Consider the following 20,076-nt stretch of genomic DNA (forward strand, 5'->3'; position numbering starts at 1 on the left):
ATAGTAACCTTGCAATAATCTACAGCTAATATTACAGGTATAGATTTGCTGCATCAATCCTGCCTTCATCAGAAACTGATTGCGCATTATGGGTGAGATCAATTGCTGCAATCAATAGTAGTGTGGCTTAGTCTCCCACACTACGCACAGGGCCCGTCTCGAAAGAGCGGGCCCTTCTATTATTGCCATACCTGTGGGGAGGTATACCCTCACAAAGCTATACCTTAAAAGTCAGCGGTCGTGCCTGCATCTCCGCCCAGGTACTGAAACAGGAAGTAGGCCAGTATCGCCAGCACGATGATGCCCAGGCAACCAATACCGCCACAGCCACCACGGCCTCTTCCGCCGCCTGCACCGCCCCGGCCGCCAAACAATTTACTCAACATCCAGAACCTGAATAAGCCTCTTAACATAGTTTATACCTTAGGTGGGAAACACATAACCCCGGCTGCGCTGTGTATCTGCACAAAACAGCCGGGGTTAAAACTTACGGAAAGGTATAGAAGCTATTTATGAAAGGAGATCTATGGCGAGGCGCACGCCCTTATACCTGCAGGTATAGGTATAGGTATAGCGCAAAACTTTAGCTGATCGGCACTTTGCGCAGGATGGCTTCGATAAAATCTTTGGTGCGGATGCCGTCGGCTTCTGCTTCGTAGTTCAGGATGATGCGGTGGTTCATCACATCGTGGGCCACTTCCTTAATGTCCTCGGGCAGCACGTAGTCGCGGTCGTCGAAGTAGGCGATGGCTTTGGCGGCACGGTTCAGAGCAATGCTGGCTCGCGGCGACACGCCAAACTGGATGTAGTCGGCAAACTCGTTGAGGTCGTACTCGGCAGGGCGGCGGGTGGCGAACACCAGTTCGATGATATACTTTTCCAGCGTCTCCGAAATCTGTACCTGGTTGATCTCGCTGCGGATGGCGAAGATGTCCTCCTTGGAAAGCACCTTGTTCACGGTGTCGTTGAAGGCCATGTTGGCCATGCGGCGCATGATTTCCAGCTCGTCTGATTTTTTGGGGTAGTCGATGTATACCTTCATCATGAAACGGTCGACCTGCGCCTCGGGCAGCGGGTAAGTCCCTTCGTGCTCCACCGGGTTTTGCGTGGCCAGCACCAGAAAAGGCAGGTCCAGTTTATAGGTCGTCTCGCCGATGGTGACCTGTTTTTCCTGCATGGCCTCCAGCAAAGCCGACTGCACCTTGGCAGGGGAGCGGTTCACCTCGTCGGCTAGAATCAGGTTAGCGAAAATGGGCCCTTTCTTTACCTCAAACTGCGAGGCGTTCTGGTTGTAGATCATGGTGCCGATCAGGTCGGCAGGCAGAAGATCGGGGGTGAACTGGATGCGCTGAAAGTCGAGGCGCAGGGCGCGGGCCAGTGAGTTAATGGTGAGCGTTTTGGCCAGGCCGGGCACGCCCTCCAGCAAAATGTGGCCGCCGGTGAACAAGCCAATGAGCAGGCGATTGACCATGTAGGACTGTCCGACCACCACTTTACCCACTTCCTGAAACACTTGCTTTATTTTCTGCTGGTGGTCTTTCACCTGGTCCTGATATACTAATTCTTCTGCTGGCATAGCTCAATGGCATTTAAGGGCCCTAAATATAGGAATTCTAAGGGAGGGGCGCAATTAATTGACTCCAGCTGTGCAGGTGTAGTATAAAAAGAGCTGAAAAGAAAAGAGCGCCCTAGGCGCTCTTTTTATGTTCTGTCTCAAATGCAATGGGGTTTTGTGCCTGTTGCTTCAGCGTTTCCATGCGTTCACGCTTGGCCTGCCGCACCAGCTCGATCATGCTGTTGAGCCTGTTCTCCTCCACATCTTCAATCGGCAGGATCATGGTGGTATAGGGCGCTTCGATATGAATGCGATGCTGCCGGGTCATCAGGTATAGCATCAAAAAGAAGCCGCTGAGGAGGGCAAATACATCGTTGAAGTAAACGAAAAAGGCTGAGATGACGCTCAACGCCAGGTATAGGGGCTTGCCTGTGGCTTTGATTTGCCAGGAAGTGATGTCTTCAAGCATTACAGACTGGCAACTTTTGAAGAGCCAGTTATTTTGCCGCATCATCACGCGGTGCGTCGTAAGGATAAGCTTCTTATCCACCGTCTGGATAAGGTGCCTTTCACCACCAAGAAGTCGTGTTACTGCCATTCCTGATGGAGTATTAAGTTTGTTTATTTTCGTGTTGAGTCGTAGCGAGTGTATCACAGCTAAAAATTGGTGTTAACTATATCCAGGATTCCCGGAAGCACCAAATGGTTGCATGTAAGTCCGGTACAAAGGTAAATAAATATTAATTCTTATACGAAGCCAACCTGCCCTATATCGGTTTTATTATAAATCGGAACAATTGGTACTATACCTACGGTAATTAGATTTATAGGATTGCAAATTAGCTAGCAAAAACTTTGCCCTTTTAAATAATAAGGAATAAATATTATAAATAATTTATATTTATATATAGAAGAAGCCGCCCTTTAGGTATAGAGCGGCTTCTTCTATAAGTGCTTTCGGGTTCTGTTCTAAGCAGTCAGGTAAAATTCTCCTTCGTGGCCATGGGCGCGCTGGTTTTTGAAGCGACCGATGTCAGTTTGCATGTTCTCGTAAATTTCCAAAATCTCTTCCGAGTCCTGGGTTAATGGTTTTATGTGCTCAAGCAGCAATTTGGCTGCCAGCGGGTAGAATTTAGAGTCGTCTGTGTTTTTGGCATTCACCTTAAAACTACTCACGTGCGTCTCCAGCTTTTTCAGGGCAGGGTGCTCGCCCTTAAACTCTTGAATGGTGTCGCGGAGTTTCTCCCGTATCATCAGGTACAAATCCTCTTCGAAGGTCATCCCGAAGTCATCCTCCTCCTCTTCATCATCGAAGCTGTAATCTAAGTCGTCATCGTAATCGAAATCGTCTCTCATGGCTGATAATAAGGTTATTTTGAATTGTTAGTACGAGCGGTTATTCTCTGGGTGTTGCATAAAGTATACTGTTTTCTTCCCGAACAGATACATAAAAACACGATGGCCTCCTCTTCACCTCCCAAAGAAAATGCATAAATAATGTTTCGAATCCGTATTTGCAACGCCCCAGGGCATACCTGTATTGAATTATTTTACTTTGGTAAAAAATGGGGCAGGGTAGTGATTTGAGACTAAAGCTGATAGGTATAAAAAAAGACCTGCTCCCGGGGGAGAGGTCCTTTCTGTGAGGCATATGGCCTGCGCCTAGGCGAACTTGCGCTCGATCAGGCGGAGGAGTTTGTTCACGCTGTCCTGCTTTTTGGTCCAGTCATACCTGCGGGAGAGGTCGTTGGTGATAAAGTGCGTCGCCTCATCGGGGCTCCTGAACTGGTCCAGCTGCTGAATTGTGTTGTAGTAGGTCATGTTGTCGCCATCAAACAGCTCATTGATGAAGCTGAAGCGTTGGTTTATCGAAATGGAGTTTTTAAGCGACTCTATCTTGCCGTTGCCCAGCGATTCGCCAATGGAAGCGGAGGCCGGCTTGCTGAACCTTTCGTTCATGGTAGGCCGTTCCGCTCTAAAGCGCTCGTTCAAGTTGTTGTCGGCCATGGCGGCAGGCCGGGGCGCTGCTGCCACTGCTGGTGCCGGGGCAGGCTTCGTAACAGGTATAGAGGCCTCGCGCTGCGCCATGTGAATGGGCGCTACCACGTCTTTTTCCTCGATCGGTGCGGCTGGCGTGGGCTTGGCTACGGAAGCAGCGTAAGCGGCCAAAGGCGAAATTTGCTGCTGCCTGATTTCTTCTTCCGTGATCGGCAACAGGCTGTTAAACGCCTGCAGTACCTCAGCCAATGGTGCAATGCTGTCGCGGTTGGCGTTCAGGTATAGCCTGAAACGGCTCAGGATGTAGTCGCGGTCGCGGTTAGAAGGGGAGAGCGTGCCTACAAAACCCGCAAACAGGGCCTTGTCCAGGTCGATGTACTTGAGGTTTTCCTGCAGTTTGGACAGCGTGATGTCCTCCTGGATACGCAGGAACTTCTCTTCGAACATGCTTGCAGGGGACAGTTTGAGCAGGAACGTATCCAGGATCGCTTTCTGAAGCAGGGGTTCAAAGGCGTCGCGCTTGATCAGGATCTTGCGCGAGAGCACATTCATAAAGTTGAGCAGCGCTTCTTTTACCTCTTCATGTTCATAGTCAAAATACGGACTGCGCAGGTTGGCCATCTCGTGGTGCCACCTGAGCAGGAGTTCCTTGATCACAAACAAATTGACCTGTTTAATGGGCGTAAAGCCAATAAGTTGTGGTCCGTTAATGGTGTCGTGCGCAGCAAAGTGGCGGTCGCAAAGCACATTTGCCAGTTCTTTGCTGTAACGTTCAAGCCTTAATTGATTATATTTGTCTTCCATTGGTATACCTTTCTTTCGTAAAGTTAATAAATAATATGCCAAATTTAACGGTGCAAAACCTGTTCGATCGGCAGGTGGAAGTGGCACCCGGTCAAACGTTGCTGCAGGCCCTGCAAGCCGCCGACATTGATTGGATGCACGCCTGTGGAGCAAAAGGCCGCTGCACCACCTGCCGCATTGTGGTGCGGGAGGGTTTGGAGTACTTTGGCCCGCTTACCGAGAGCGAAGAACGCTACCGTAGTAAAGGCCGCCTACAGTCTAACGAAAGACTAACCTGCCAATGTACATTAGTAAGCGGAGACGCTCAGGGCCGCGTGCCCCGGCAGACCATGCTCCCGCATATGAAGTATAGCAGTTAGAGAGTTTGAGGAGTTAGAAAGTTAGAAATTTAGAAAGTTAAATTATAGCGACGTTACGATGTAACGTCGTGAACAGGTAGGTGTAGGGACAGGTAGCGACCTGTCCAATCGTGCATCAACCTATCAACCATCAACAATTTAACCATTTAGCAATTCAGCCATTTAGCCAATCAGCAATTACAGCGTAATACATGTTTATAGAACCGCGCGTTGGGAATGATAACCACGCAATCAGAAGAGGGTGGATAGAGGTGATCTGCGGATCGATGTTCTCGGGGAAGACTGAAGAGCTGATCCGGCGGCTGAACAGGGCCAAGATCGCCAAGCAGAAGGTGGAGATCTTCAAGCCGACCATCGACAAGCGCTATCACGAGGAGGACGTGGTGTCGCACAACGCCAATGCCATACGCTCCACGCCGATTGACTTTGCGCAGGACATGCTGTTGCTGGGCGGCAGTTGCGATGTGGTAGGTATAGACGAAGCGCAGTTCTTTGACGACGGCCTGGCCGAGGTATGTGTGAAGCTAGCCAACAGTGGTGTGCGCGTAATCGCCGCCGGCCTGGACATGGATTACCTGGGCAAGCCTTTCGGTCCGATGCCGGCACTGATGGCCGTCGCCGAGTATGTGACCAAGGTGCATGCCATTTGCGTGCAGTGCGGCGATATCGCGACTTACTCTTTCAGGAATTCCCCGTCTGAGCAGCAGGTGCTGCTGGGCGAAACAGAATCCTACGAGGCCCGCTGCCGTCATTGCTTCCAGGAAGGCATCAAACAGAAGAAGTAAATCTTGAGCTATACCTGCGCATAAGTAGAATGGTTTTATTTCGGTGAATTCTTACCTTGAGGCCAAGTGAGAACGCGGGTTCGAAATTTGCGATCGTAGCTCTCGGAGGGGTATTTACATCTGTGAGCTATTCTAAATTTGGTCACAACTAGTTTTTGCACACCAAATTTACACCCTTATAATCCCCTAAGGGGGAAGTTATGGAGTAAGAAAATGCTCCACTGTCAGGAATAAAGAGCCAATGCCGAGTAGGTATACCTGGTCTTTGCCGCTGGCCGCGGAGCTCGCCAAACCTGTATCACCAAAATAGCCGTACTGGAGTAAATGTTAGTCAAGACAAGAGGCATCGTACTCAACTACATCAAGTTTCGCGAGTCTTCGATCATCGCCAAGGTATACACCGAGCAACTGGGCGTGCAGTCGTACATCGTGAACAGCGTGCGCAAAAAAGGCCCGGGTTCCCGCATTGCCCTGTTCCAGCCTTTCACGCTGCTCGATATGGTGGTCTATACCTCGCAAAGGGGTGGCATCACCCGCATTTCAGAGTACAAGAGCGCCTACCCTTACGCTACCATCCCTTTCGACATCCGCAAGAGCAGTATTTTGCTGTTTCTGTCCGAGATGGTGTCGCGCACTATTAAAGAGGAGGAGGAAAACCCGACATTATTTCACTTCCTGTTCAACGCCATCATTGAGTTTGACGAGTTGCAGGATCACTTCGAGAACTTTCACCTGATCTTTCTGCTGCACCTGAGCCACCACCTGGGCTTCGGCCCGAGCAGCGGAACGGAAATTGTAGAACAGGTGGCCTTCTCGCCCAATGCACAGTCGCTTACCGATGCCCCGCCGGTGCTGGCACTGCAGGCCTACGAGCAGCTCTTCGACCAGCTGTTGCGCACGCCTGCGCAGGCGGCTATACCGAACGGCAAGGTGCGCCGCGAAATGCTCTCTATCCTGATCCGCTATTACCAGCTCCACGTAGAGCGGCTGGGCGATATCAAATCGCTGGCCATCCTGTCGGAAGTGCTCAGCTGATAAACAGAAAAGGCGATGCATCTGCATCGCCTTTTCTGTTTAAGTAAAATTAGCTGCTAGCGTACATTCAGCACGTCTATTTCGAAGATCAGCACAGAGTTTGGTGGAATGTTGCCGCTACCGTACATACCGTATCCCAGGTGGGAGGGAATGTACAGGTTCGCTTCTTCGCCCTTGCGCATTTGCTGCAGTCCTTCGTCCCAGCCCTTGATCACCTGACCCGCACCAACAAGTACCGAGAAAGGCTTGCCTGTTCTGAAAGAACTGTCAAACACGTCGTTGCTCACGTTGCGACCGATGTAATTTACCTCTGCGTACTGCCCGGCCTTGATCACATCGCCTTCACCTGCTTTCTTGGTCAGGATGTAAATGCCACTGTTCAGTCGTACCACCTTGGTCGTGTCAACAGCATTTGCCCTGAAATACTTTCTGATCGTCTGCTCATCCAACTTTTTCTGAGCCTCGACCTGCTCAGGCGTTATATAGTAAGGATTTTTGTTCTCTTCCTTGCAAGATGCAAAAGAGACCAGCGTAACAAACAAGAAAAGAGCCTTTACGAGCAGGGTACTCAGTTTCTGCTTTTGATGTGTCAGGGTCATGGTAATGGGTTTAAAAGGTACTCAGTAACTAGTTTTTGATGTCAACAAGCTCCACATCGAAACGCAGGATCGAGTTGGCTGGCATTTGCTCGCCACGTGCCTGCTCTCCGTAAGCCAGTGGAGAAGGTATAAGCAGGATCGCTTTGCTACCTTTGTTCAGCTGCGCGATGCCGTCATCCCAACCTGGTATCACCTGGCCCTGGCCAAGCGGGAAAGTGAACGGCTGACCGCCACTCATAGGGTTGTCGTACGAAGACTCCAGCTCCTTGCCATCCAGGAAAGAAAGCTTGTAATGTACCGATACGTTGTCGCCGGCTTTGGCTTTCGGGCCTTTGCCAGCTTCTGTTACCACGTAGTACACACCCGCGTCGGTTTTCTGCACGTTCTTCAGGCCTTTTTCTTTGATGTACTCCTGAATTTTAGCGTCGTCGATTTTGATCTGCTCTTTGGCGCGCTCCTGCTGGGCCTGCATCTGCTCTTCGAACATCTTCTGCTGATCCGCTACCGCTTCCTGCTCAGACTGTATTTTGTCAGCTTTCAGGTAGAAAGTAAAATGAGTGCCCGGCTTCACAAACGGAGGCATTGGCTGGTTAAAGGTGTTGGCGAAAAGCGAGTCTACACTGATCTTGAACACACCGCTGTCACCAGCGCGCATCATGGTCAGGGCGTTTTCGAGGCTGCCTTTGAAGGTTGGCTCCATTACCGGAAGCATTACCGGCTGGCCCTGCTTTCGTGAGTCGAACAGCACGGAGTCGTTGGCTGTGCGGTACGACATGTGCATGGTGATCACCTGGCCCAGACGGGCGCCGGTGGTGTCGTTGGCAGCAATCTCGCCACGGTTCACATACTCCCCGTCTTTCTGCTCATATATCTTATAAGCCAGGCCGTCAGCCGTCGTGCGAAATTCGTCGCTTTTGTTTTTGTCGCCACAAGACTGCAGCAACATGGCGCCGGCTAGCACCGGCAGTAAGTACTTTGATTTAAATAGCATCGGTTATAGGTTGGATAAAGTGTTTGTTACTTAACAGGAAGCCTGCAGCTGCTCATTGTACTGTGGCAGCAGGCTTTCAAACTTGGCCACGGTGTTCTCGAGGTTGTCGAGCGACATGCCGCCGGCTGCATTTTTGTGTCCGCCGCCGTTGAAGTTGGCGCGGGCAAACTCGTTTACTGAGAAATTGCCGACGGAGCGGAAAGACATTTTGACGGCCTGCACACGGTCAATGATCACGGCTGCAAAAACAATGCCCTCGATAGAAAGCGCAAAGTTCACCAGACCTTCCGTGTCGCCGGTTTTGGAATCATAAGCTTTCAGCTCCTCAGCCGTAATGGAGATATAAGCGGTTCTGTACTCGGGCCGCACGACCAGTTTGTCCTTGAGAGCATAACCCAGAAAGCGCAAACGCAGTTCCGTGGAGCTGTCGTAGATCAGGCGGTGGATGTTGGAGGTGTTCACCCCAATGTGCAGCAGGTCAGCAATGATCAGGTGCACGTTTTTGGAAGTGCTCGGGTGGCGGAAAGAGCCCGTGTCGGTCATGATGCCGGCATAAAGACACTCGCCTATACCTGTGTCAATCTTGTCGCCATCGCCCAGCGCCTTGATCAGGTCGTAAACCAGCTCGGCTGTAGCGGCGGCCTGCGGGTTGGAGAAATCCAGGTCAGCAAAATCCTCCGGCTGCAGATGGTGGTCTACAAGCACTTTCGTGCCTTTGGCGTTGCGGATATATTCGCCCATTTCGTGGATGCGCGACAGGTTAGAGAAGTCGAGGCAGAAGATCACCTGCGACTCTGTGATGATGCGCTGCACCAGGGCGTCGTTCTTCTCTGAGTACACGAGTACATCATCGTTGCCCTCCATCCAGGTAAGAAAGCTCGGGTAGTCGGAAGGTGTGATCACCGTAACCCGGTGGCCGAGCTTTTTGAGATAGCCGGCCAGACCCAGTGATGAACCCAACGCATCGGCGTCTGGTTTGTGATGTGTGGTGATCATCACCTCTTTAGGTTCTCTCAGGAGCTCTTTGAGAGCATTAATGTCATGCATAAAGCTTGTTATAAATCCGCTGATTAATAGGGATATAAGGCGCGAATTTCTGAAGAAATAACTTCTAATGCAATAAAATAGCGTTTTAAGACGCTACAGGCCGTTCTGAGTGCAAGCATGAGGCATGGCTGCAGGTATAGCCGGGCGCCCTTCGGCATAAATATTTGCATAAAGTATGGGCCAAGTGCTGCTATAATTGAGCTAAATGCGCTAATTTTGCACCTTCAAAACGAAACATACACACATTAACAGAATAGACATGGCTGGAAACATCACATTTACCATGATTAAGCCGGATGCGGTTGCAGATAACAACATCGGTGGCATTACTAAAATGATCGAAGAAGGCGGATTCCGCATCGTGGCGATGAAGAAGACAAGACTGTCTGAGGAGCGTGCCGGTAAGTTTTACGAAGTGCACAAGGAGCGTCCTTTCTACGGTGACCTGGTGAAGTACATGTCATCTGGCCCGATCGTAGCCATGATCCTTGAGAAAGACAACGCAGTAGAGGATTTCCGCAAGCTGATCGGCGCTACCAACCCGGCTCAGGCTGAGGAAGGTACTATCCGTAAGGTATACGCGAAGTCTATAGAGGCTAACGCCGTACACGGCTCTGACTCTGACGAAAACGCAAAGATCGAAGGCGACTTCTACTTCGCTGCTGACGAGCGTTTCTAAGCTATTAAAGAGTACTTATTGATTTCTCAAAAGCCCGCAGGACCTGATGGTTCGGCGGGCTTTTTTGATTAAGTTTGAGCCAGTTATCCAACCCTTTTTATGAAACAAACTTTACTCGCTGTTTTACTTCTATTCTTAACGGCACCGGCTTTCGCTCAACAGGACGAAGCGCCTGAGTACAAAGCAGTGATCATTCATTACAATGCCGATTGGCAAATTACCTCACCGGAGGACGCAGTGGCGAAGCGGTTGACCTACTTCTCTGCTGATGTTAAAGAAATACAACACTTGGGTGCTCCCTTGTTTCAGCATGTCGTTACCGATTACTATGCAGATAACACTATTATGGCAAAAGGCTATTACAATGCGCAGGGCAAGAAGTGGGGTAAGTGGGTTTTCTACCATCCTAATGGTCAGGTGGATTGTGAGGGCAATTTTTCCGAAGATGTTCCGACCGGGAACTGGAAGTTTTGGAGTGCTTCGGGCACACCTTTGGCAGATGTAACGCTGGATGGAGAAGAGATGCGGGTGGATAACCTTTGGAGCGACACCGGAAACCAACTCATAAAAGATGGGCAAGGGGAGTATAAAGCACCTTTTCCGTTGACAAAAGGGAAAGGCACCTCCGTACTGGAAGGGCAGTTCGTTGACGGCTATAAGACAGGGTGGTGGAGACTTACAGATACTGACGGAAAAATGGAGCTTGAGCAGATTTACGACAGCAAAGGCAAACTTCTGAGTGGCACAGTCTATGCAAATGGGGTGCCGGCTGTCAGTAAAGTTGATCTGATGCAGTTAATAAGTTTGCCAGACTATCTTTTATATATGGAGCATTGGCGGGCTGATCCCAAATATTACCCGGCCAGATATCCGATAGCCGCGGATTTGTTGGGATGCCAAATTACGAGAGTGGATCTGCCGAAGTCGGATGTAACGCCTGCCGATTATTATTTCCAGGTTTTACAGCGTAAAAGCAATGGCGAAGCCGACACATTGCAATATGGGGTACTAGTTAGAGAAGCTAGTTTCAGAGGCGACTTGTTTGAATACACAAGGAAAAACTTCAAGGGGCCATCTCCTAGTTATTTAGGGAATAATAAAATAGAAGGCTTACTAGTAATAAGTTTTACTGTGATGGAGGATGGGCAGGTAAAAGATGCCGAGGTTAAGAAAAGCGTACATCCTAAGGTAGATGAAGCGGGGCTTCGGTTTGTAAATAGCATGCCAGCCTGGAATCCGGCTACGAAGCTAGGAAAACCAGTAGCTTCTGAAATGCTCCTTCCAATGAGATTTGCCGTCCGTACACAGTATATACAACCTCCGTTCACTTACTCGCCGGAGCGTTCCTTTAACATGCACAGGTGGTAAACCTAATGCTATCTATTTATTAGTTAAAACAGAAAGAGCCGACTATCACTAGCCGGCTCTTTCTGTTTTTATTTTTAAATAAATCTACTGCTTCGGAATAACAAACTGCTGGCCTGGTTTTATCAGGTCAGGATTGCTGCCGATGGTAGCCTTGTTTGCCTCGTAAATCTTTTTCCACGCGTTGGCATCGCCATAGTAGTGCTTGGCGATTTTAGAGAGCGAATCCCCGCTCTTCACAGTATAGGTGTCCTGGCCTGTTGCTGGCTGTGCCCCAGGTTGCTGAGGCGACTGCTGGTTAAAAAAAGTGCTGTCGCCTGGCTGACGGTTGGTTGGGTTGGGAGCCTTAACGGGTTCCTTTTCCCCTTTCTTGAAAAAATCACGCAATCCCATATTTCAAAGTCTTTTGATGTCGGTTAATAATTTTTGGATGCAGCTGCAAAACACAGTTGCTTAAATAAATACGCCAAATAGTGCGCATAGTTGTGGCACGTTGTTTACCTGCCAGATTGTAGAGCTTTCATCAACTTTAAAAAAGTTTTAACCGTACTCTATGCACGCCGCCTTAGGTAAGTTGGCGCAGGAAAGTATAACCAATAAACTATGAATAAAATGAACAGGAATCTGAAACAGGTGAAAGCCTACTTTACTTTTGTAATGGCCTTCGTACTGATGGCTTTTATGACGAGCTGCGGCAGTGACAAGGACAACGCCGGCAACGCCAACATGATTTCAGGTGGTAGCAGCAAGACCTGGAAAGCCGCCAAAGAAATGACAGCCTCCGGCGACAAAGATAAGCTGACCTCAGACGAAAAAGACGAGACGATGCAGTTCTACTCGGACGGCCGTTTTGCGATGGGCGGCGGTGGCTCGCTCCAAACCGGCACCTGGACCTACGACCAAGCAGGCAGACGCTTATCGCTCACGTTTGAGGGGGCTAACGAATCACAGAACTTTACAGTAGAGAAACTGACGGACAAAGAGATGGACCTTGTGGCGGGTGATGGCTCCAAGATGGAGATGAAAGCCGAATAAGGTATAGATTTGAAGTATATTTTGAGCAGAAAAGCCGGTCCAAAATTGGGTCGGCTTTTTTATTGGCCGGGCAGGTATAAGTAGAGCCTCCGAGGCAGGTATAGCCGGAAAGGACGCGGGCGCACACTATACCAGGCGGCGTAGCCCCAGCAAGCCAAGCACCGGGCCGATAGCCAGTAGCGCGAGCGTATAATGTAGCGGTAACTGGGTGAGCAAAAGGCCTGTGAGCTGGATACTGACCACCGTAATGGCAAAGCCGATGGCTACCACAATGGTAAGCGCGGTGCCGACCAGTTGCGGAGGGGCGGTTTGGGCTGTCAGGGCTGAAAACTGCGGAGAATCTCCGGCCACTACGATGCCCCAGAAGAGCAGGAAAGGTATAATCAGTTGAGGTGCGTCCACCTGAAACACGAGCAGCGAAAGCAGGCAGCACAAACCCGAAAGCAGCAGCTGCACAAAAGCCACCCGGGCGCTCCCCCATACCTGCGATAAATAGCCGCCACCTACACAGCCCACCGCACCGGCCGCGATCACAGCAAAGCTGTAACCTGACACTTCACCGGGAGAAAGTTGGGGTAATGCCAAGGTGAGGATAAGTGGGGTGAAAGCCCACAAGGTATAGAGCTCCCACATGTGGCCAAAGTAACCGAAAGCTGCCGATCTGAAACCACGATCACGAAAAGCCTGCAGCATATTGCCGATCCTAAAGGTGGCTCCCTTCCTGAGGTATGGCCCGTCGGGCACGAGCAGGTATAAAAGTATTCCACCAGTTGCCGCCAGCACACTGACCGCCACCATGACCTGCTGCCAGGGCAATGTAGCACCCAGAGCCCGGATCAGGTGCGGAAACGCGGTGCCCAGCACCAATGCCCCTACTAAATACCCGATGGCCTTGCCAAGTCACGTGCTATACCAGCTGGCCGCTATTTTCATACCTACCGGGTAAATGCCTGCCAGTAGAAAACCCGTCAGTGCCCGTAACAGCAGTACTGCATAAAGGTCTTTGGCGGCAAACACCAGAGAGGCATTGGCCGCAGCACCCAGCAAAGCGCAAAGCAAAAACAGCAGGCGCGGCGACACCCGATCGGCCAGCGACAGAAAAGCGAATACCAACGTGCCCGCTATAAAGCCCAACTGTACCGCCGAGGTGAGCAAAGCCAGAGCCCCTTCCTGCAACTGCAACGAAGCCTGCAAATCAGGCAGCACCGCATTGCCGGCAAACCAAAGCGAAGTGCCCGCAAACTGCGAAAACACAAGCGTAGGCAAAATGCGTGCGGGTGGGGCTAGGGTCTGGTGAAGCAAGGGGAGAGTTTTAGAGTTGAGGAATTGGTGAAGTTAGAAAATTAGAAAGTTGTAATTTGTAATGTAGCGACGTTGCACTGTAGCCTCGTTCACGTGTAGCGGCTTTACACCGGCTCTTCCGGATATTTATGTCCGGAAGTATTTCTGACGGGGGCATTCTAGTAACCTATACCTGCAAAACAAGTACGGCGCACGGGGATTAGGAAATCCCCGACCGTTTGCTTCGGGATTTATCAATCCCGAAGAGCTTTGCACCTTTACCTGAAAACAAGACCAGCATACGGGGATGTGGACATCCCCAACAGATGGCTTTCGGACATGGATGTCCGAAAGAGCGCCAAGATCGTCTGTAGAGACAGGTCGCGACCTGTCCGGATCGTGCACCGGCAACCATGCACCCGTATACCTGACTGAATCACGCAATGGTATACCTGTCCAAGTCCCCAACCAACGCACCTAACCAAGTCATGCACTGAAATCCCCTCCTCAGAGGGGAAGGGGTGGTTCAATCGTGCACCAAACAACCAGCAATTTAACCATCGACAATTCAATAATTCGCTCATTCACTCAATCCACTACCTCACCCGTAAATCGTCTCCGCGAATTTTTCCAGCGTTTTGCGGGTTTCGTAGGTGCGTTCGAACATGCCCATGTGGCCGGTTTGCCCAAGAAAATAGACCATGCTGTTATCGGGCAGGTGGCATTGCTCCAGGGCTTTGTCGAGTGGCACGGCGCCGTCTTCTTTTCCGAAGATAAACAGCACCGGGAATTTTACTGCTGCCAGCACGTCCGTTCTGTCTTTTCGGTCGCGCATGGCGGCCAGGCCACCTATTACGCTCTCCTTGGGAGTGTTGGTGCCGATCTCTTGCATCAACGCGATTTCCTTCTGCAGCCTGTCGCGGTTTTCGCTGTAAAAGAGCGGCTCTATAAAGGACTGCATAAATTTCTCCACGCCGTGCTTCTCTACAAATTCGATGGTCTTGTTGCGGTTGTCTTTCTTCTCGTCAGTGTCGGGGAGAGCAGAGGAGTGGAACAGACAGAGGCCGTTGAGCATGCTGGCGTACTTTTCAGCGAAGGCCATACCCACGTAGCCTCCCATCGAGTGGCCGACCAGGATACATTTCTTTATGCCAAGTTCCCCTAGCTTTTCCATCACATAGTCGGCCATTCCTTCCATGCTGTAGTCGGCTATACCTGAAGTGTTTTCGCCGAAGCCGGGCAGATCCAGCGCCACGGTCTGGAATTTCTGCTGCAATGGTTTAGCAAACTCCGTCCAGACTTCCTTGCTCTCGCAGAAGCCGTGCAGGAATACGATTGTATCGCCAGAGCCGGCGGAGGTATAGGTGGTGCGTTGTGTCATAGTTTGTAGGTATGTCGAAGTGTTAGTTTGTAAAGATAACTTAAATTCTGAAGCAGGGTTTCGTGTATGATTGGCCTACCCGCGCCCTCTAATCAAGGAGGTGAGCTTCGGGCATGGTATAGGCCCTGCAAAATTAGCCTTTGAATAGCCTACTGATTTTAACACACCCCTGCCCCTCTCAAGAGGGGAATTCTGTCATTGACGCTCCTAGGTATAAGCACTACAGTTGATTTTCTACTATACCGGGTCCAACCACCCCTAACCCCTCCGCGCCTAAAGCGGGGAATCTGTTACAGCCATTTAACAGGTATAAGCGCTGTAGCCGGGTATTATATTCAGATGTCATTTCGAACACTAGTGAGAAATCTGGGATTTACTACATGCTTAATACTTCAGATTTCTCCCGATGGTCGAAATGACAGATGCGGATAGGTATAACAGTTCATTTCTACAAATTTAACTACGCCAGATATGGCTTAGGCCAAGTGCACATTACGGCGCTCCACTGTTCGAGCATTCAGCGAGTGGGGGTAGGGGCCCTCGATTTGTGTCAAGACAAAAAGTGAGTGCCCGCCGCACAGGCGAAGCAATGAAACTAAGCAAGTTGCTATACCTACAAAAGGCTATTGCTATACCTGTAACAGCCGCCGCTACGCCAGTTGCAAATTGGCCATGATGTCTAACCACAAGTTGCGCTAGCGCTAAACTTGCGATATGATAAGGTATGGTAAAGTACTATGCTAAGTATAGGTATAGACAGACTGAAGCTATACCTACACTGGGCCGGAGGCCCCACCATAGCCGTCACGAGCGCGGACGCTCGTGCCATAAAGGGAAAACCCCGCAACTCATAATGAATTACGGGGTTTCCCTTTATGTAGTAAGTCAGAAACTTCGTCTTAAACCGTAGCCTTCACCGTCACACCGATCATCTCTCTCACAGTGTTCTCAATGGCAGTCGAGTCGAAGCCCGCATCGCGGTGGAGTTCCAGTTGCGAACCGTGCTCGAACACCTGATCCGGCATGCCGAGGCGCTTCACCTGAGAGGTATAGCCGTTGTCGACCATAAACTCCAGCACCGCGCTTCCGAAACCGCCCTGCAGGCAGCCGTCTTCCACGGTGATCACTTTGCTATATTTCTGGAAGATGTGGTGCAGCAATTCCTCGTCGAGTGGCTTGCAATAACGCATGTCGTAGTGGCCCGGGTTAATGCCGTCGTAGCCTAGCTTCTGACACACCTCCACGGCATAGTTGCCGATATGGCCGAATGTCAGGATCGCAACTTCTTCGCCCTCCTGAATGGTGCGGCCTTTGCCTACCTGCTGAAGCTCCAGTGGCGTACGCCAGTTCGGCATCACGCCCTCGCCACGTGGGTAGCGGATCGTGAACGGACCGGCGCCCTCCTGCGAAGCAGTATACATCATGTTGCGCAGCTCCTGCTCGTTCATTGGGGCAGCTACCACCATGTTCGGGATGCAGCGCATGTAGGCAATGTCGTAAGCACCGTGGTGCGTCGGGCCATCGGCTCCGGCGAAACCGGCACGGTCAAGGCAGAACACCACGTGCAGGTTCTGGAGGCACACATCGTGCACCACCTGGTCATAGCCGCGCTGCATAAACGTACTGTAAATGTTGCAGAACGGCACCAGACCCTGCGTGGCCAGGCCGGCAGAGAAAGTCACCGCATGCTGCTCGGCTATACCTACGTCGAACGCACGGTCCGGCATGGCCTCCATCATGATGTTAAGCGAGCAGCCCGACGGCATGGCAGGCGTTACGCCCATGATCTTGTCGTTCTTTTCAGCAAGCTCCACCATCGTATGGCCAAACACATCCTGGTACTTTGGCGGCTGTGGCGTGTCGTAGTGCTTCTTGTAGATTTCGCCCGTTATCTTGTCGAACAAACCCGGTGCGTGCCATTTGGTCTGGTCTTTTTCGGCGAGGGCAAAGCCTTTGCCTTTGGTAGTGAGCACGTGCAGGATCTTCGGACCCGGTATACGCTTGAGGTCTTCCATCACCGACACAAGGTGGTTGATATCGTGTCCGTCAATAGGACCGAAATAGCGGAAGTTCAGGCCTTCGAACAGATTGCTCTGCTTGGAAAGGGTGGCTTTGATGCCGCTCTCTACTTTGGAGGCGATGTGCTGCGCGTTCGGACCGAATTTGCTGATCTTGCCGAGCACGTTCCACAGTTCGTCGCGCAGCTTGTTATAGGTGCGGGAAGTGGTGATGTCGGTCAGGTATTCTTTGAGCGCGCCCACATTCGGGTCGATGCTCATGCAGTTATCGTTGAGGACTACCAGCAGGTTGGCGTTGGTAGCGCCGCCGTGGTTAAGGGCTTCGAAGGCCATACCACCCGTCAGGGCGCCATCACCGATCACGGCAATGTGCTGGCGGTCTTCTTCGTTTTTGTACTGCGAGGCAACCGCCATACCCAGCGCCGCCGAAATGGAGGTGCTGGAGTGGCCTACGCCAAAGGTATCGTATTCGCTTTCTTTACGCTTCGGAAAACCGGAGATTCCGCCATACTTGCGGTTGGTGTGGAAGTTATCGCGGCGGCCGGTCAGAATCTTATGTCCGTAGGCCTGGTGACCCACATCCCATACCAGCTGATCGTAAGGCGTCTGGAACACGTAGTGCAGCGCCGTCGTCAGTTCCACTACCCCGAGGCTGGCCCCAAAATGACCGCCGTGGATCGATACCACATCGATAATGTATTGCCTTAGCTCCTGGCATACCTGCAATAGCTGCTCTGGCTTAAGGGCGCGGAGGTCGGCAGGTGAGTCAATGGAGGCAAGGAGATCTCCTGGTTTGATGATCATAGAAATGTCTTTATTATAGACTTCCAACAAATTTTTCAGGCAAAAGTTTGCATTGTGCAAAATACAGTCTGCCGGACAAAACGTAAAGTTAGCAAAAATCAGAATACGAGCTGCTATTTCTCCTCTCTATCCTGTCAGGGCAGCCGACGGCGATGTATGGTGTGCGAGTGGTAAGCGTTTGATTGCCAGTAGGTAGGGCGTTTTACGGAACTAAATAGCAAACACTCCCCTTGATAATGTTACACTTATACAGTTGTGAGCTTAATTTGTTTGGAAATCGTGGAGGTACGGCCTTTGTAGCGTGGCCATTGGGCTGCTATTTCATCCGAATAAATTAGTATTTTTGTACATCAGTTGCGATCAGCGCATTAACCAAAGGCCAGAGAAGTGAGTTTCGAAATTAAATTACCGTTGTTTGAGGGGCCGTTTGACCTGCTGCTCTTCTTTATCGAGCGTGACGAGCTGGACATCCACGACATCCCGATTTTTCAGATCACCAACGAGTTCATGGGCTACATTAGGCAGATGGAGCAGCTCAACATCGAGGTGGCCAGCGACTTTATCCTAACAGCCGCCACACTCATGCGCATCAAAGCCAAAATGCTGCTGCCGCGCACCGAAAAAGACGAGGAAGGTAACGAGATAGACCCCCGCCAGGAACTGGTGCAGCACCTGCTGGAATACAAGAAGTACAAGGCGGTGCTCGGCGACCTCGGGCAGATGGAAGACCAGCGACTGGCGCAGGAAAATCGTGGCAATGTGCACGAGGAACTGCAGCAGATCGCCAATGCCAACCATTTCGAGTATGAGCTGCAGGACCTGAGCCTCTACAAACTCATGCGCGTGTTCGACAAGGTAATGCACCGCTTTGAAGAGGAGCAGAGCCGCCCGAAGCATACCGTACTCACCTATCCTTATACCATAGAGGAACAGCGGGACTACATTATCCGGGTGATGGAGGAGAAAGAGCAGATAACCTTTTCGGAGATTATTTCGGCCTTTCCGGACAAGATCGGCATGATCTTCAACTTCCTGGCGATACTCGACATGCTGCAGCTTAACCTGATCGGCATCGAGGTGGGCGACGGGTTCAACGACTTTATTATTACCAGAGCCGAGGGGCAGGCCGCCCAGGTGACACACCTCATCCTGGAGTAGCAATTCCAGAAAATCCTTAAAAAGCCAACCCGTTTCCCCAAGTTGCCGAATAGTTAAGTAGTTTTGCACGTCAGCTATGTAAGAGCAAGCGCCGAGGAACTGGGTTAGAATAGCCTACATGGATCAAAATAAAAAAACCATATTACAGAGTTTCAGTCCGATCAAGATCCTGATCCCGGTTCTGCTGGGTTTGGGCGCCACGGCCTGGCTCTTTATCAAAGACGACAAGCTCGGTGATCTGAAAGGTATAGCCGAGGCCAACTGGTGGTGGCTGGCGGCGGCGCTGCTCGTGCTCGTGATCCGCGATTTTGGCTACATGTACCGCATCCGCAACCTGACCGATAAGTTTCTGAGCTGGCGCAGCAGCCTGGACGTGATCATGCTCTGGGAGTTCGCTTCGGCCATTACGCCCTCGGTGGTGGGAGGTTCCACTATCGCCACCATTTTACTCAACAAAGAAGGTATACCGCTGGGCAAGTCGCTGGCCTATGTCATGGTCACGGCCGTGCTCGACAACATGTTCTTCATTATTGCGGCACCCCTTGCGTTGCTTTTCATCCAGGGGGAGGTGTTCCCTACTTTCGGGCTTTCGGGTTCTGACGTGGGGGCGCTCAAAATGGCCTTTTACATCAGCTACTCCCTGATAACCGTCTATACCTTCATCATGATCTACGCGCTGTTTGTGCGTCCGCGTGCCTTCAAGTGGATTTTGCTGAAACTGACCGGCTGGAAACTGCTGCGCAAGTGGCGCATCAACGCGCACCAGCACGGTAACGAGATTATTTGGGCCTCGCAGCAACTGCGCGGTAAGGATTTTAACTACTGGGCGCGGGCCATCATTTCGACTATTTTCGTGTGGAGCGCCCGCTATTTTTTGCTCAACTGCCTCATCGCCGCCTTTGTCGATGTCACGTTTGACGACCATTTGCTCATCGTTTCGCGCAACCTCATTTTCTGGATCGTGATGCTGGTGGCCATAACACCAGGTGGTGCCGGCATCGTGGAAATGGCTTTCCCGAGCTTCTTTGGTCTGTTCTTGGGGAGCTTCAGCAACATTGTGGTGGTACTTTATCGCCTGATTACCTACTACCCATACCTGGTGCTGGGTTCTATTTTCCTGCCGAGGTGGGTGGCGAAAGTGTTTGGCAGATCTTCAGTGGAGGATGAAGTAAAGGTATAAAA

Annotated in this window: 20 protein-coding genes and 1 pseudogene; 9 read left to right on the forward strand and 12 right to left on the reverse strand. The window is 51.0% G+C overall.

What is annotated here, in order from left to right:
* Nucleotides 1–224: 224 nt before the first annotated feature.
* The 5 genes from Q4E40_RS04145 to Q4E40_RS04165 form a co-directional block, all read right to left on the reverse strand.
* Nucleotides 225–413: a hypothetical protein gene (locus Q4E40_RS04145; protein WP_303410240.1), complete on the reverse strand. Its 189-nt coding sequence runs from the start codon at nucleotides 411–413 to the stop codon at nucleotides 225–227.
* Nucleotides 414–583: 170 nt separating this feature from the next.
* The gene (locus Q4E40_RS04150) at nucleotides 584–1,576 is read right to left on the reverse strand and encodes an AAA family ATPase (protein WP_303410241.1); all 993 of its coding nucleotides are present in this window, start codon (nucleotides 1,574–1,576) and stop codon (nucleotides 584–586) included.
* A gap of 112 nt (nucleotides 1,577–1,688) precedes the next feature.
* Complete coding sequence (locus Q4E40_RS04155) at nucleotides 1,689–2,153, reverse strand: hypothetical protein (protein WP_303410242.1); 465 nt, start codon at nucleotides 2,151–2,153, stop codon at nucleotides 1,689–1,691.
* A 371-nt stretch (nucleotides 2,154–2,524) separates the two neighbouring features.
* Complete coding sequence (locus Q4E40_RS04160; RefSeq protein WP_188500446.1) at nucleotides 2,525–2,911, reverse strand: hypothetical protein; 387 nt, start codon at nucleotides 2,909–2,911, stop codon at nucleotides 2,525–2,527.
* A gap of 306 nt (nucleotides 2,912–3,217) precedes the next feature.
* Nucleotides 3,218–4,357 (reverse strand): hypothetical protein, encoded by a 1,140-nt coding sequence (locus Q4E40_RS04165; RefSeq protein WP_303410243.1) that lies wholly within the window; start codon nucleotides 4,355–4,357, stop codon nucleotides 3,218–3,220.
* A gap of 35 nt (nucleotides 4,358–4,392) precedes the next feature.
* Between Q4E40_RS04165 and Q4E40_RS04170 the strand changes: the two genes are divergently transcribed.
* From Q4E40_RS04170 to recO, 3 genes are all read left to right on the forward strand, one after another.
* Nucleotides 4,393–4,716: a 2Fe-2S iron-sulfur cluster-binding protein gene (locus Q4E40_RS04170; protein WP_303410245.1), complete on the forward strand. Its 324-nt coding sequence runs from the start codon at nucleotides 4,393–4,395 to the stop codon at nucleotides 4,714–4,716.
* 191 nt (nucleotides 4,717–4,907) lie between these two features.
* Nucleotides 4,908–5,501, forward strand: a complete 594-nt coding sequence (locus tag Q4E40_RS04175; protein WP_303410246.1) for a thymidine kinase — start codon at nucleotides 4,908–4,910, stop codon at nucleotides 5,499–5,501.
* A gap of 324 nt (nucleotides 5,502–5,825) precedes the next feature.
* Entirely contained in the window at nucleotides 5,826–6,536 is a 711-nt protein-coding gene (gene recO / locus Q4E40_RS04180) for a DNA repair protein RecO (RefSeq protein WP_303410247.1), read from the forward strand.
* A 56-nt stretch (nucleotides 6,537–6,592) separates the two neighbouring features.
* On the opposite strand, the gene Q4E40_RS04185 is transcribed toward recO, so the two are convergent.
* The 3 genes from Q4E40_RS04185 to Q4E40_RS04195 are packed head-to-tail and all read right to left on the reverse strand — an operon-like array spanning nucleotide 6,593 to nucleotide 9,173.
* On the reverse strand, nucleotides 6,593–7,135 hold the full coding sequence (locus Q4E40_RS04185; protein ID WP_303410249.1) for an FKBP-type peptidyl-prolyl cis-trans isomerase: 543 nt from the start codon (nucleotides 7,133–7,135) through the stop codon (nucleotides 6,593–6,595).
* A gap of 28 nt (nucleotides 7,136–7,163) precedes the next feature.
* Nucleotides 7,164–8,126, reverse strand: a complete 963-nt coding sequence (locus Q4E40_RS04190) for an FKBP-type peptidyl-prolyl cis-trans isomerase (RefSeq protein ID WP_303410250.1) — start codon at nucleotides 8,124–8,126, stop codon at nucleotides 7,164–7,166.
* Nucleotides 8,127–8,156: 30 nt separating this feature from the next.
* Nucleotides 8,157–9,173, reverse strand: coding sequence for a DHH family phosphoesterase (locus Q4E40_RS04195; RefSeq protein WP_303410252.1), 1,017 nt, complete (start codon nucleotides 9,171–9,173; stop codon nucleotides 8,157–8,159).
* A gap of 259 nt (nucleotides 9,174–9,432) precedes the next feature.
* Here Q4E40_RS04195 and Q4E40_RS04200 point away from each other — a divergent pair, with 259 nt between their 5' ends.
* Both Q4E40_RS04200 and Q4E40_RS04205 read left to right on the forward strand, forming a co-directional pair.
* Nucleotides 9,433–9,852: a nucleoside-diphosphate kinase gene (locus Q4E40_RS04200; protein ID WP_303410253.1), complete on the forward strand. Its 420-nt coding sequence runs from the start codon at nucleotides 9,433–9,435 to the stop codon at nucleotides 9,850–9,852.
* 99 nt (nucleotides 9,853–9,951) lie between these two features.
* Nucleotides 9,952–11,220, forward strand: a complete 1,269-nt coding sequence (locus tag Q4E40_RS04205) for an energy transducer TonB (protein WP_303410254.1) — start codon at nucleotides 9,952–9,954, stop codon at nucleotides 11,218–11,220.
* Between the two features lie 84 nt (nucleotides 11,221–11,304).
* Here Q4E40_RS04205 and Q4E40_RS04210 read toward each other — a convergent pair whose 3' ends face one another.
* On the reverse strand, nucleotides 11,305–11,610 hold the full coding sequence (locus tag Q4E40_RS04210) for a LysM peptidoglycan-binding domain-containing protein (RefSeq protein WP_303410255.1): 306 nt from the start codon (nucleotides 11,608–11,610) through the stop codon (nucleotides 11,305–11,307).
* A 210-nt stretch (nucleotides 11,611–11,820) separates the two neighbouring features.
* Between Q4E40_RS04210 and Q4E40_RS04215 the strand changes: the two genes are divergently transcribed.
* Nucleotides 11,821–12,252, forward strand: coding sequence for a lipocalin family protein (locus Q4E40_RS04215; protein ID WP_303410256.1), 432 nt, complete (start codon nucleotides 11,821–11,823; stop codon nucleotides 12,250–12,252).
* A 126-nt stretch (nucleotides 12,253–12,378) separates the two neighbouring features.
* On the opposite strand, the pseudogene Q4E40_RS04220 reads toward Q4E40_RS04215, so the two are convergent.
* Nucleotides 12,379–13,506, reverse strand: a pseudogene (locus tag Q4E40_RS04220) (MFS transporter).
* A gap of 334 nt (nucleotides 13,507–13,840) precedes the next feature.
* On the opposite strand from Q4E40_RS04220, the gene Q4E40_RS04225 reads away from it, so the two are divergent.
* Entirely contained in the window at nucleotides 13,841–14,014 is a 174-nt protein-coding gene (locus Q4E40_RS04225; protein WP_303410257.1) for a hypothetical protein, read from the forward strand.
* A gap of 120 nt (nucleotides 14,015–14,134) precedes the next feature.
* Here Q4E40_RS04225 and Q4E40_RS04230 read toward each other — a convergent pair whose 3' ends face one another.
* Together Q4E40_RS04230 and dxs are read right to left on the reverse strand one after the other, a co-directional pair.
* Nucleotides 14,135–14,914 carry an alpha/beta fold hydrolase gene (locus Q4E40_RS04230; protein ID WP_303410259.1) on the reverse strand — a complete coding sequence of 260 codons (780 nt, stop codon included), beginning with the start codon at nucleotides 14,912–14,914 and terminating at the stop codon, nucleotides 14,135–14,137.
* An 899-nt stretch (nucleotides 14,915–15,813) separates the two neighbouring features.
* Nucleotides 15,814–17,736, reverse strand: a complete 1,923-nt coding sequence (gene dxs, locus Q4E40_RS04235; RefSeq protein WP_303410260.1) for a 1-deoxy-D-xylulose-5-phosphate synthase — start codon at nucleotides 17,734–17,736, stop codon at nucleotides 15,814–15,816.
* A gap of 387 nt (nucleotides 17,737–18,123) precedes the next feature.
* Between dxs and Q4E40_RS04240 the strand changes: the two genes are divergently transcribed.
* Nucleotides 18,124–18,894, forward strand: coding sequence for a segregation and condensation protein A (locus tag Q4E40_RS04240; protein ID WP_303410261.1), 771 nt, complete (start codon nucleotides 18,124–18,126; stop codon nucleotides 18,892–18,894).
* A gap of 118 nt (nucleotides 18,895–19,012) precedes the next feature.
* Nucleotides 19,013–20,074, forward strand: coding sequence for a lysylphosphatidylglycerol synthase transmembrane domain-containing protein (locus tag Q4E40_RS04245; protein WP_303410262.1), 1,062 nt, complete (start codon nucleotides 19,013–19,015; stop codon nucleotides 20,072–20,074).
* Nucleotides 20,075–20,076: the final 2 nt, after the last annotated feature.

Source organism: Pontibacter coccineus (genome assembly GCF_030546575.1).
Taxonomy (GTDB): domain Bacteria; phylum Bacteroidota; class Bacteroidia; order Cytophagales; family Hymenobacteraceae; genus Pontibacter; species Pontibacter coccineus.

What these genes read in the sequence shown, in the direction of transcription:
- Q4E40_RS04145 (WP_303410240.1), bottom strand. Translation starts at nt 413, where the DNA reads ATGTTAAGAGGCTTATTCAGGTTCTGGATGTTGAGTAAATTGTTTGGC.
- Q4E40_RS04150 (WP_303410241.1), bottom strand. Translation starts at nt 1,576, where the DNA reads ATGCCAGCAGAAGAATTAGTATATCAGGACCAGGTGAAAGACCACCAG.
- Q4E40_RS04155 (WP_303410242.1), bottom strand. Translation starts at nt 2,153, where the DNA reads ATGGCAGTAACACGACTTCTTGGTGGTGAAAGGCACCTTATCCAGACG.
- Q4E40_RS04160 (WP_188500446.1), bottom strand. Translation starts at nt 2,911, where the DNA reads ATGAGAGACGATTTCGATTACGATGACGACTTAGATTACAGCTTCGAT.
- Q4E40_RS04165 (WP_303410243.1), bottom strand. Translation starts at nt 4,357, where the DNA reads ATGGAAGACAAATATAATCAATTAAGGCTTGAACGTTACAGCAAAGAA.
- Q4E40_RS04170 (WP_303410245.1), top strand. Translation starts at nt 4,393, where the DNA reads ATGCCAAATTTAACGGTGCAAAACCTGTTCGATCGGCAGGTGGAAGTG.
- Q4E40_RS04175 (WP_303410246.1), top strand. Translation starts at nt 4,908, where the DNA reads ATGTTTATAGAACCGCGCGTTGGGAATGATAACCACGCAATCAGAAGA.
- recO (WP_303410247.1), top strand. Translation starts at nt 5,826, where the DNA reads ATGTTAGTCAAGACAAGAGGCATCGTACTCAACTACATCAAGTTTCGC.
- Q4E40_RS04185 (WP_303410249.1), bottom strand. Translation starts at nt 7,135, where the DNA reads ATGACCCTGACACATCAAAAGCAGAAACTGAGTACCCTGCTCGTAAAG.
- Q4E40_RS04190 (WP_303410250.1), bottom strand. Translation starts at nt 8,126, where the DNA reads ATGCTATTTAAATCAAAGTACTTACTGCCGGTGCTAGCCGGCGCCATG.
- Q4E40_RS04195 (WP_303410252.1), bottom strand. Translation starts at nt 9,173, where the DNA reads ATGCATGACATTAATGCTCTCAAAGAGCTCCTGAGAGAACCTAAAGAG.
- Q4E40_RS04200 (WP_303410253.1), top strand. Translation starts at nt 9,433, where the DNA reads ATGGCTGGAAACATCACATTTACCATGATTAAGCCGGATGCGGTTGCA.
- Q4E40_RS04205 (WP_303410254.1), top strand. Translation starts at nt 9,952, where the DNA reads ATGAAACAAACTTTACTCGCTGTTTTACTTCTATTCTTAACGGCACCG.
- Q4E40_RS04210 (WP_303410255.1), bottom strand. Translation starts at nt 11,610, where the DNA reads ATGGGATTGCGTGATTTTTTCAAGAAAGGGGAAAAGGAACCCGTTAAG.
- Q4E40_RS04215 (WP_303410256.1), top strand. Translation starts at nt 11,821, where the DNA reads ATGAATAAAATGAACAGGAATCTGAAACAGGTGAAAGCCTACTTTACT.
- Q4E40_RS04225 (WP_303410257.1), top strand. Translation starts at nt 13,841, where the DNA reads ATGTGGACATCCCCAACAGATGGCTTTCGGACATGGATGTCCGAAAGA.
- Q4E40_RS04230 (WP_303410259.1), bottom strand. Translation starts at nt 14,914, where the DNA reads ATGACACAACGCACCACCTATACCTCCGCCGGCTCTGGCGATACAATC.
- dxs (WP_303410260.1), bottom strand. Translation starts at nt 17,736, where the DNA reads ATGATCATCAAACCAGGAGATCTCCTTGCCTCCATTGACTCACCTGCC.
- Q4E40_RS04245 (WP_303410262.1), top strand. Translation starts at nt 19,013, where the DNA reads ATGGATCAAAATAAAAAAACCATATTACAGAGTTTCAGTCCGATCAAG.